Source organism: Acidocella sp. (assembly GCF_028687955.1).
GTDB lineage: Bacteria > Pseudomonadota > Alphaproteobacteria > Acetobacterales > Acetobacteraceae > Acidocella.
Map to the genome: position 1 here is coordinate 1 of NZ_JAQTZC010000075.1, position 9,905 is coordinate 9,905.

Annotated in this window: 9 protein-coding genes, 1 tRNA gene and 2 pseudogenes; 10 read left to right on the top strand and 2 right to left on the bottom strand. The window is 64.3% G+C overall.

Translation table 11 applies throughout. The annotated features are described in order from the left end of the window. The 3 genes from ruvX to PHE40_RS09535 form a co-directional block, all read left to right on the top strand. A partial coding sequence (gene ruvX, locus PHE40_RS09525; RefSeq protein WP_299961183.1) for a Holliday junction resolvase RuvX occupies window positions 1-223 on the top strand: 223 nt, incomplete at its 5' end. A 1-nt stretch (window position 224) separates the two neighbouring features. Beyond that, window positions 225-941 (top strand): hypothetical protein, encoded by a 717-nt coding sequence (locus PHE40_RS09530; protein ID WP_299961184.1) that lies wholly within the window; start codon window positions 225-227, stop codon window positions 939-941. Further along, window positions 938-1,108 carry a hypothetical protein gene (locus PHE40_RS09535; protein ID WP_299961185.1) on the top strand — a complete coding sequence of 57 codons (171 nt, stop codon included), beginning with the start codon at window positions 938-940 and terminating at the stop codon, window positions 1,106-1,108. The genes PHE40_RS09530 and PHE40_RS09535 overlap by 4 nt, the downstream gene beginning before the upstream one ends. Here PHE40_RS09535 and PHE40_RS09540 read toward each other — a convergent pair. Both PHE40_RS09540 and lipB read right to left on the bottom strand, forming a co-directional pair. Beyond that, window positions 1,097-2,107, bottom strand: coding sequence for an LLM class flavin-dependent oxidoreductase (locus PHE40_RS09540; RefSeq protein WP_299961186.1), 1,011 nt, complete (start codon window positions 2,105-2,107; stop codon window positions 1,097-1,099). The genes PHE40_RS09535 and PHE40_RS09540 overlap by 12 nt on opposite strands. Continuing rightward, on the bottom strand, window positions 2,104-2,754 hold the full coding sequence (gene lipB / locus PHE40_RS09545; protein WP_299961187.1) for a lipoyl(octanoyl) transferase LipB: 651 nt from the start codon (window positions 2,752-2,754) through the stop codon (window positions 2,104-2,106). The genes PHE40_RS09540 and lipB overlap by 4 nt, the downstream gene beginning before the upstream one ends. Window positions 2,755-2,803: 49 nt before the next feature. Here lipB and PHE40_RS09550 point away from each other — a divergent pair. The 7 genes and pseudogenes from PHE40_RS09550 to PHE40_RS09580 form a co-directional block, all read left to right on the top strand. Beyond that, a tRNA-Leu gene (locus PHE40_RS09550) sits at window positions 2,804-2,889 on the top strand. Between the two features lie 128 nt (window positions 2,890-3,017). Further along, a complete protein-coding gene (locus PHE40_RS09555; protein WP_299961189.1) occupies window positions 3,018-5,294 on the top strand; it encodes an NADP-dependent malic enzyme in 2,277 nt (758 codons plus the stop codon). Between the two features lie 481 nt (window positions 5,295-5,775). Then, window positions 5,776-6,102 (top strand): annotated as a pseudogene (locus PHE40_RS09560) (cupin domain-containing protein); the annotation flags it as partial. Between the two features lie 63 nt (window positions 6,103-6,165). Beyond that, window positions 6,166-7,062 carry a class I SAM-dependent methyltransferase gene (locus PHE40_RS09565; protein ID WP_299961191.1) on the top strand — a complete coding sequence of 299 codons (897 nt, stop codon included), beginning with the start codon at window positions 6,166-6,168 and terminating at the stop codon, window positions 7,060-7,062. A gap of 39 nt (window positions 7,063-7,101) precedes the next feature. Then, window positions 7,102-8,457: a hypothetical protein gene (locus PHE40_RS09570; RefSeq protein ID WP_299961192.1), complete on the top strand. Its 1,356-nt coding sequence runs from the start codon at window positions 7,102-7,104 to the stop codon at window positions 8,455-8,457. Next, a complete protein-coding gene (locus PHE40_RS09575) occupies window positions 8,454-9,581 on the top strand; it encodes a polysaccharide biosynthesis/export family protein (protein ID WP_299961194.1) in 1,128 nt (375 codons plus the stop codon). Before PHE40_RS09570 ends, PHE40_RS09575 begins: the two co-directional genes overlap by 4 nt. After that, a pseudogene (locus PHE40_RS09580) lies at window positions 9,581-9,905 on the top strand (hypothetical protein); the annotation flags it as partial. The gene PHE40_RS09575 and the pseudogene PHE40_RS09580, both read left to right, overlap by 1 nt.

Consider the following 9,905-nt stretch of genomic DNA (forward strand, 5'->3'; position numbering starts at 1 on the left):
GCAGAAGCTGGGGCCGCGCGCGCAGGCGGCGCGCGACTGGGCGCATGCGATGAGCACCGCCACCGGGCTGCCGGTGGCGCTGATGGATGAGAGTTTCACCACCGCTGAAGCGCATGAGCGTATGATAAAGGCGGGGTTGAGCCGCGCGCGCCGGGGCGAGATTATCGACAAGGCCGCCGCCGCCGCCATCTTGCAGGCGGCGCTGGACGCGATGAGAGGGTAGCATGCCACATTTGGGGATTATTCTGGCGACTTACCTGGGCGCCTGCGTGGAATGGGTGGAGGCGTTCACCATTGTTCTGGCGGTGGCGCTCTCCATCGGCTGGGCGCGTGCCGCCACCGCTGCGGGTGCCGCGCTGCTGGTGCTGGCGGGCATGACGCTCACCGGCACGGCGTTGCTCGCCTATATTCCGGATTTTGCCTGGGTGCAGGGGGTTATCGCGGCGTTCCTGATCCTGTTTGGCCTGCGCTGGCTGGCCAAGGCCATCGCGCGCGGGGCTGGGCTGAGGCCGCTGCATGATGAGGTGGCGCAATTCAACGCCGTGCGCGCCAGCAAGGGGTTGAGCGACCACCACGCCGCCTGGCTCATCGCCTTCAACGGCACTTTACTGGAAGGCTTGGAGGTCTGGTTGATCGTGGTGGCGCTTGGCGTGCAGTCGCACCATACGCTGCCGGTGGCCGGTGCGGCCATTGCGGCTTTGCTCACGGTCATCGCCGTGGGGGCGCTGCTGCACAGGCCGCTGGCGCGGGTGCCGGAAAATGCGCTGAAGTTCATCGTCGGCGGCGCGTTGCTGAGTTTTGGCAGTTTCTGGTTGTTGCAGGCGCAGGGCTATGCGTGGCCGTTGGGTGACGGCGCGCTGCCCGCGCTGGTGACGTTTTACCTGCTGGGCGGGCTGGGGCTGGTCGTGCTGCTGCGGCGCCGGGCGGGAACGGCGGCATGAAGGCGCTGTTCAAGACGCTGTTTGGCAGCGCGCGCACCATCGCGGTGGCGGCGGCGGCCATGTTTGTGGCGGGCCTTGCCCTGCACGGCCCGGCGCCCGCGCTGGCCGGCGCGGTTCTGCCGGCGGCGTTGCTGGCGGGGGCCGCGTATCTCGCGTTAGAGGGTTGATGTAATCATCTCGCGCGCCAGTAGCTCATAGGAGCGCTGGCGGGCCGCCGGGTCGTAAGCGGTGGTGGTGATGACCAGCTCGGCGATGCCGCTCTCCGCCGCCAGCGCGCGCAGCCGTGCCGCCACATCCCGCGCCGTGCCGGTGAAGGCGCGCTCCTTGCGCCGGGCGGCCCTGGCGCGCTGCTCATCGGTATAGGGAAATGCCGCCGCCTCCTCTGGCGAGAGTTGGGCGGTGAATTTGCCCTGGTCGCGCAGCACGCTGAAGACGGCGCGCGACTGGTAGAAATAATCCGCCGCTTCCTGCGTATCCGCCGCGAAGGCCCAGACGGTGATGGCGGCGTGCGGGGCGGCTAGAAGTTCGGAGGGTTTGAAGTTTTCCCGGTAGATGTCCAGGGCTTCCTGCGCACCCTGGCCGTCGGTGAAGAAATAAGCGTAGCAATAGGGCAGGCCGAAATGCGCCGCCAGTTGCGCGCCGTAGTTGGAACTGCCCAAAATCCACAGCTCCGGGGCGAAGGGGCCGGAGGGTTCGGCGCGCACGGTGCGGAAGGGATGGGACTCGGGCAGCAGCCCGCCGGAGGCCCAGGCGTATAAATCGCGCACCTGGGCGGGGAAATTCTCCGCCATGCCGCCCGCGGACGGGTTGAGGGCCATGGCGGTGCGCCCGTCGGTACCCGGCGCGCGGCCCACCCCCATGTCGATCCGCCCCGGTGCGATGGCTTCCAGCACGCGGAACTGTTCCGCCACCTTGAACGCCGAATAATGCGGCAGCATGATGCCCGCACTGCCGACCCTGATGCGCGATGTGGCGGCGGCGATGGCGGCCATGAGGATTTCCGGCGCGCTGCCGGCCACCGCCTCGGAGCTGTGGTGCTCGGAGAGCCAGTAGCGATGGTAGCCGTATGCCTCGCAGGCGCGTGCCAGCTCCAGGCTCTCGCGGATGGAGGTATCGGGGCTGAAGCCGCTGCGGTTGGGGGATTGGTCGAGGACGGAGAGCTTCATGCGCCGAATACCTTGGTGAAATTTTTGAGCAGGGCGGCGTCCACCTCGGACATGGTTGCCTGCACCCCCAGCGCCGCCAGGCTGGTGACGCCGTGTTCAGTGATACCGCAGGGGACGATGCCGGTGAAATGGGAGAGATCCGGGTTCACGTTCAGCGCCAGCCCGTGCCAGCTCACCCAGCGGCTCACCCGCACGCCGATGGCGCCGATTTTCTCCTCGGCGGCGCCGTTGACCACCCAGATGCCGACGCGGCCCTGGCGAGTCTCGCCCTTAATACCGAAATCCTTCAACGTCTCGATCACCCAGCACTCCAGCCCGCCGACATAGCCCCGGATATCGCGCGCGGGGATGCCGCCATGCGGCTCGTTGAGGTTCAGCATGGCATAAACCACGCGCTGGCCGGGGCCGTGATAGGTCCATTGCCCGCCGCGCCCGGCGTTGTAGGTGGGGAAGCGGGCCGGGTCTTTCAGGCCGGATTCGGCGGCGGAGGTGCCCGCCGTGTAGAGCGGGGGATGCTCCACGAACCACAAAAATTCGCCCTGGGTGCCCTCGTGAATGGACGCGATGCGCGCGCGCATGAGGGAAATGGCCGTCTCATAGGGGGTGAGACCAGATTCGATTTGCACTGTTGCCGTCAATTTATCCATGGTCTATAGGCTCCGGGCGCCGGGCGTGAGCCGGGCGAGTTCGTGCGATGCGGTCGTGGCGAAATGGTAGACGCGCAAGCTTGAGGTGCTTGTGGGGGAAACCCCTTGGAAGTTCGAGTCTTCTCGACCGCACCATCTTTCTTCTCAACCCCTGAACGGTTATGGCAGACCCGTTGTTATGGCAGACCCGCTGTCTGGCATATTTGGCTGGCGCCTGAAACTGGCTATGCAGGCGAGGGATATGAGGAAAGTGGGGGAATGTCATGGATGATGATTTACGCAAGGCCGCGCTGGAATACCACCGTTGGCCGCGGCCGGGAAAACTGGCGATTACCGCGACGAAACGGATGGAGACGTCACGCGACCTCGCGCTGGCCTATTCTCCCGGGGTGGCCGCTGCGTGCGACGCCATCGTGGCGGACCCTGACACCTCCTTTGACCTCACCTCGCGCGCCAATCTCGTTGGCGTGATCACCAACGGCACGGCGGTGCTGGGGTTGGGCAACATCGGCGCGCTGGCGGGCAAGCCGGTGATGGAGGGCAAGGCCGTCCTGTTCAAGAAATTCGCTGGAATCGATTCGTTCGACATCGAGGTGAACGAGCAGGACCCGGATAAGTTCATCGAGATCGTCGCGGCGCTGGAGCCGACTTTTGGCGGCATCAACCTTGAGGACATCAAAGCGCCGGAATGCTTCCATATCGAGCAGACCCTGCGCAAGCGCATGAACATTCCGGTGTTCCATGACGATCAGCACGGCACCGCGATCATCGTGGGCGCGGCGGTGCTGAACGCGATCAAGGTGCAGGGCAAGAAAATCGAGGAGGTGAAGATCGTCACCTCTGGCGCTGGCGCGGCGGCGCTCTCCTGCGTGAATATTTTGCTCTCGCTGGGGGCGAATCCGCAAAACGTGACGATGACGGACAAGGAGGGCGTGATCTATATCGGCCGTCCGAATTTGGACCCGACCTTGGAACACGTCGCGCGGCAGACCGATGCGCGGGTGCTGCATGAGGTGCTGGACGGGGCGGATATTTTCCTTGGCCTCTCGGCACCGCGCGTGCTGCGCCAGGAGTGGCTGGCGTTGCTGGCGCCCAATCCGCTGATCCTGGCGCTGGCCAATCCGGAGCCGGAGATTTTGCCCGAGCTGGTGATGGCGGCGCGCCCCGATGCGATCATGGCGACGGGGCGTTCGGATTTTCCAAACCAGGTGAACAACGTGCTGTGTTTTCCGTTCATCTTCCGCGGCGCGCTGGATGTGCGGGCAACCGCGATTACCGAGAGCATGAAGCTGGCGGCGGTGGAGGCGATTGCGGAGCTGGCGCGGGTGGAAGCCTCGGAGACCGTGGTGGCGGCCTATGGCGGCGTCGCGCCGACCTTTGGGCCGGAATACATCATTCCAAAACTTTTCGATCCACGCTTGATCCTTCACATCGCCCCCGCCGTGGCCCGCGCCGCGATGGCGGCCGGGGTGGCGCGTAAGCCGATTGAGGATTTCGGCGCCTATCAGCATGAGCTGGAGCGTTTCGTGTTCCGCTCCGGGCAGTTGTTGCGCCCCGTTATCGAAGTGGCGCGCAAGGCGCATCCGCGCATTGTGTATGCCGAGGGCGAGGACGAGCGCACCCTGCGCGCGGTGCAGACGGTGCTGGATGATAAGCTGGCGCACCCGGTGCTGGTTGGCCGCGGCATGGTGATCGCCGCCAAAATCGCTAGCCTGGGCCTGCGTATGCGGCCGGGGCAGGATGTCCGCATTGTTGATTTTGAGCAGGACAAGGTGCTGTTCGCGCGCGTGCTGGCTGATTACCAGAAGCTTGTTGGCCGGCGCGGCGTGCCGCCTGAATGGGCGGCGCGGCATTTGCGCAAGCGCCAGACGGTGGCGGCCGGCATGCTGCTGGCGCTGGGCGAGGCGGATGCCGCGATCTGCGGCGGCACCGGCGACTGGTGGCGGCAGTTTCAGTATGCGCTGCCGATCATCCCGCGTTGCGCCGGGGCGACGCGCGTGTATGCGATGACGGCACTGATCGTGCAGGCGGGTGTTTTGTTTTTCTGCGACACGCATGTGAACATGGACCCGACGGCCGAAGAAGTGGCGGAGATGACGCTGCTGGCCGCGCAGGTGGTGCATCATTTCGGAATCAAGCCGAAAGTGGCGCTGCTCTCGCACTCCAACTTCGGAGGCTCCAACTCACTCTCCGCCCGCAAGATGCGCGCCGCTCTGGCGTTGATCCGCGCCCAGGACCCGGAGTTGGAAATCGACGGCGAAATGCACGGCGACGCGGCGCTGGTGGAGCAGATCCGCGCGCAGGCGCTGCCTGATTCCACACTGACCGGAGCCGCTAATCTGGTGATCTTCCCCAATATCGACGCGGCCAACATCTCCTTCAATCTGGTGAAGGCCACCGCCGAGGGCGTTACCGTGGGGCCGATGCTGCTGGGGCTGAACAAGCCGCTGCACATCGCGGTGCCCAGCGTAACCGCGCGCGGTATCGCCAACCTCTCCGCCGTCGCCGCCATGGAAACGGGACTCGCGGGCATGCTGTGATCATCTCCGCGCGCTGACAAGGCGCGCGGAACTCCCTGCACGCTGGTGGCGCTGGAACATGCCCATGGCTTTGGGCGGCTGAAGGGGCTTTTACCGGCGCGATCCGATGAGCCGCGCTCATATTTCTCAGGCTGATGAGGCAGTGGGGGGGCTTCCCTCCTGCGCAACGGCGGCAAAATAACGGAGATGGCGCTGAGCTTGTGCCTGTGCCTTTGCCTGCGGGAAGGCAATTCGCCCGGCGCCGCGCGGCAATGCTTAACGCCCGGTGGCCCTCGCTTGGAGGGGCGCATCCCGTTAGCCGTTGATTAAACTTTTACCGGTATTGCTGCGCTTATCAACCATTGGAGGTTTGCGCATGGTAACCAATGCCAAGGATCGTTTTGCCGTTGTTGAACAACTCGGCCGGGATGCCACCCTTGTTGACTGCGGTGTTGCCGCGCCGCCGGAGCCCCCTGGCGCGCCCATCACGCGGTTGAATACCCGCCCCTGGGGTTTTTATGAAGGGCTCATCAATGGCGCCCGCTTTCAGGTGAAGCGGATTGTCGTGCTGCCGGGCGAACGATTATCGTTGCAGAAGCATTTTCATCGTTGCGAGCATTGGGTGGTGGTTGAGGGCACGGCGCTGGTGACGCGCGATGAGAGCACCCTCATGCTAGGCGAAAATGAGAGCATCTATCTGCCCGCCGGATGTGTGCACAGGCTGGAGAATCCGGGGCGGATCGCGCTCACAATCATCGAGGTGCAGGCCGGCGCCTATCTGGGCGAGGACGACATTGTGCGCCTGGAGGATAATTATGGCCGCCTTTAAAAGGGATATGACCATGAGCGGTTTGATGGACAGGGTTTTTGGTTCCGAACGGACCATGCGGTGGTGAAGGATTACACTTCATTGCTGGAACAGCAGGCCGCCATGCATCAGGCCATGCTGGCTGAGCAGGACGCGAAGATACGTGAGACGCAGGCTGTTGTGCGCGAGCGCGAGGCGGTGGTGCGCGAGCGTGAAGCCGTGGTGCGTGAGCGCGAGGCGGAAATCAACGCGCTGCGGGCTGGGCGGGATGTGCCCGGCCGCATAACGCCTCCGCCCGGCGGCGATCTGGCTGACTGCATCCGCGCGGTTCTGCCGCAGCTGGATGGCTGGTGCTCTTTGCAAAAAGCGTTGTGGCTGACTGAACTTGTCACGAAGATGGGCGGCGCGCGGATTGGCGAAATCGGCGTCTACGGCGGCAGATCACTGATCCCGTTGGCGCTGGCGGCGCGCGACCGGCCGGGCGCGACGGTCTACGCGATTGAGCCTTGGAGCAACAGCGTGGCGGTGGAGGAGGCCACGAGCGAGGATAATGACCAGTGGTGGCGTGAGGTTGATTTAAACAAGATCAAGCTGGGTTTTATCTCCGCAGTGATGGATTGCGGGCTTGCCGGTGTGGTGAAGTTGATCGAGCTGCCCTCCGATGAAGCGCGCTGTGCATTTCAGGCGATGCGGGGTCACAAGTTTGATCTGCTGCATATCGACGGCTCGCACGCAGAGGCTCAGGCATTGGCCGATGTGCAAAACTGGCTTCCTCTGATGGCGCCGGGCGGTATTCTGGTGCTTGACGATATCAGCTGGGAAACGGTTACGAAAGCGCGTGATTATCTGCGTGCGACCTGTGATGTGATCGGCGAGGTCAGCGAAGGAAGCGATGTCTCCTACGGCGCTTATCGCACGCGGCCGGCGCTGGCTGAAATGCCGGAAGCTGGGGCAACGTTGTTGAGTGAAGTTCTGGCCTGAAGCAACGCATCGGCTGAACAAGACGAAAGGAAATTCCCGATGCCCGCAGAGCGACAAGCAGACCGCCGCCCCCGCATTGCGATTGTGAGCACTTATGATGAGCTTTGCGGCATCGCCGGATATACCAGGGCCATTGAAAAACAGCTGGCTCCGTATGCAGATTTGCAGATTTTCGATCTGGACCAGTATCTGCTCAAAAGCACCCATCGCCGGGTGCGCAGGCTGGCTGACCAGCATATATTGGAGATAGCGCGTGCGCTGCGCGGGTATGACAGCGTGAACATCCAGCTGGAACACGGCACTCTGGGGCGCACCAGCCGCGATATTATCCGCCGCTTCCGCATTCTGGCGAATGCTGCCCCGGCACTTTCCGTCACCATGCACACGGTGCTGATCGGCGATGATCTACCCTATGAGTTGATGGGCAGGCTGCTGCGTAAAGGCAGGATCATCGCCATGTTCGAGGCGATCGGCGCATCGCTCAAAAGCCGCGTGCTGAGCCATAGCATCCACGGCCAGCTGCGCCGCCTGCAAGCGCGCAAGCCGGTTTCGGTCATCGTGCATGCCAAGCGCGATATGCGGATGATGCGCGACATATTCCGGTTAAATAACGTATTTCATCACCCGCTCTCCTTCATTGCTCATGCCGAGGCATGGGGCTTGCGCCAGCGCACCCGGCGTAATGATTTTTCGTTGATCGAAACCTTGCCGGCTGACGTAAAATTGGTTGGCACGTTTGGTTTTCTCTCCTCGTACAAAGGCTTCGAGACGGCGATCCGGGCGCTGAATTTTTTGCCGGAAAATTATCATCTGCTTATTTTTGGCGGCGTGCATCCGCAGGGCATCAAGCGCGAACAGGCGATCGACCCCTATATCGCGAAACTCCTGCAAGCGGCGCGGATCGGCCAGACGCCGCTGGACCATTTGCGCGAGAGCGGCTTGGCGCTTTCGCCGGGCGGGGATGTGACGCGGCTTATCGCCGAACACCCCGAGACATTGCGCGCGCGGGTGCATTTCATGGGCGCTTTGTCCGATTCCGAGTTCGCCGCCGCCATGGCGCTGTGTGACGCGGCGGTGTTCCCTTATATTGAGGTTGGGCAGTCCAGCTCCGGGCCGATTTCCATCGCCCTTGAGATGGGCACGCGCGTTATTGCCTCGCGCACCGCCGCCTTCCGGGCTTACGCGCGTTATCACCCAGATCTGATCGAGTTTTTCGACATCGGCAATTATGCGGAGCTGGCCGGGCGAATCGCCGCGCGCGGCCGGGTGAGCGGGCGCATTCCCGAGCTTGTGTACAACACTGAAACCAACGCGCGGCTTTACCTGGAGGCCAACGGCTGCGCGGCGGCGCATGCGCCGGGCCAGGAAGCCGCACTTCAAGAGGCCGCGGAATGAACGGCGCCCGTTCCACCCGCCGCGCTTGCCTGCGGCTGCTGGCGCTGGGCGGCAGCGCCCTGCTGGCCGGTTGCGCGGCGCTCCCGGAGGCGGGACCGTCCACCGGCGCGGTCATCAACAGCGGTGGCGCCGCCAAAACCCCAGCGGGTGACGCCGGCTACAATTTTGTTGCCCTCACCGAGGATGCGGCGCGCTGTCTCAATCAGGCATCGGGTGATGGCGGCATGGCCGCCGCCGTTCGCGCCTTCGCGGCCTTGCCGCCCGCCGCGCCGTTGGGGCGCATCGGCATCGGCGATCTTTTGGAGGTCACCCTCTGGGAGCCAAACCCGGCGGGCACCACGCTGCTATCACCGCCAGGGATGAATGTCTCGCTCCGGGTTGACCCCTCCGGTATGGTGGAGTTGCCCTATGTCGGCGCGTTGTCCGTCGCCGGGCGCACGCCGCTTTCGGTGGAGCGTACCATCATGGCCGTGCTGGCGGGGCAGGGGCATAACATCCAGGCCGCGGTGCTGGACGCGCAGGCCGTTTCCGGCACGGCCATCGTGCAGGGGGAGGCAACCCGCCCTGGCGCTTATCCGCTCACGGCCGGCGCGCAAAGCCTGCTGGATCTCATCGCTCTGGCGGGCGGTTCGCGCCTTGCGGATTACGAAACCATTGTGCGGGTCAGCCGTGGCGGCGGGCAGGCGCAGGCGGTGCTGAGCGACATCACCGGCAATCCGGCGCTGGACATTCCAATCGCGCCCAGCGATGCCGTGCTGCTGCTGCCCCGCCGCCTGGAATTTTATGCTTTTGGCGCGGTGAATCACCCCGGCCTGTTCCCCTATGATTCCCCTGACATCACGCTGGTGCAAGCACTGGCTGAGATTTACGGCCTGCAGGACAATCTGGCCGCCCCGCGCGGCGTGTTTGTCTACCGCCGGCAGCCCGGCGCGGTGCAAACCGTCTATCAGCTCAACCTCAGCCAGGCGGAAGGCTTTTTTATCGCCGATCTCTTCGTGGTGCGTCCTGGAGATGTCATCTATGTCAGCGATGCGCCGGTGGCCGATGTCTCCAAGGTGTTGCAGACCATCTCCGGGATCAGCGGCGTTGCGGGCATCCCCCGCAACTTTGGCGCCGGGTATTGATGGAGGGCAGGCCATTCGCCGCCGAGATGGAGGCCGTACGGCGCGACCGGCGGAATCTTCCCGCCCTGCGCGCACAAGCGGAGGCGCTTTTCGCGGGCGGCCAGCGGGAGGAAGCCGTCGCCTTGTTGCGCGCCGCTGATGCCCTGGCGCCCGATGATTTCTTCATCCTGCGGATTTTAAGCGGATTTTTGGCAGGCATGGGGCAAATGGAGGAGGCCACGCAGCTTGCCGCCCGTGCCGTGGGGCTCGCGCCCGAGGCGGCGGAGGCGCGCTTGCATCTGGCCTCGCTGTATCTGGCGCGGCAACAATACGGCGCGGCGGTTC

Bases quoted from the DNA above. Each gene is read 5' to 3' on its own strand.
- PHE40_RS09530 (WP_299961184.1), top strand. From the start codon at position 225: ATGCCACATTTGGGGATTATTCTGGCGACTTACCTGGGCGCCTGCGTG.
- PHE40_RS09535 (WP_299961185.1), top strand. From the start codon at position 938: ATGAAGGCGCTGTTCAAGACGCTGTTTGGCAGCGCGCGCACCATCGCG.
- PHE40_RS09540 (WP_299961186.1), bottom strand. From the start codon at position 2,107: ATGAAGCTCTCCGTCCTCGACCAATCCCCCAACCGCAGCGGCTTCAGC.
- lipB (WP_299961187.1), bottom strand. From the start codon at position 2,754: ATGGATAAATTGACGGCAACAGTGCAAATCGAATCTGGTCTCACCCCC.
- PHE40_RS09555 (WP_299961189.1), top strand. From the start codon at position 3,018: ATGGATGATGATTTACGCAAGGCCGCGCTGGAATACCACCGTTGGCCG.
- PHE40_RS09570 (WP_299961192.1), top strand. From the start codon at position 7,102: ATGCCCGCAGAGCGACAAGCAGACCGCCGCCCCCGCATTGCGATTGTG.
- PHE40_RS09575 (WP_299961194.1), top strand. From the start codon at position 8,454: ATGAACGGCGCCCGTTCCACCCGCCGCGCTTGCCTGCGGCTGCTGGCG.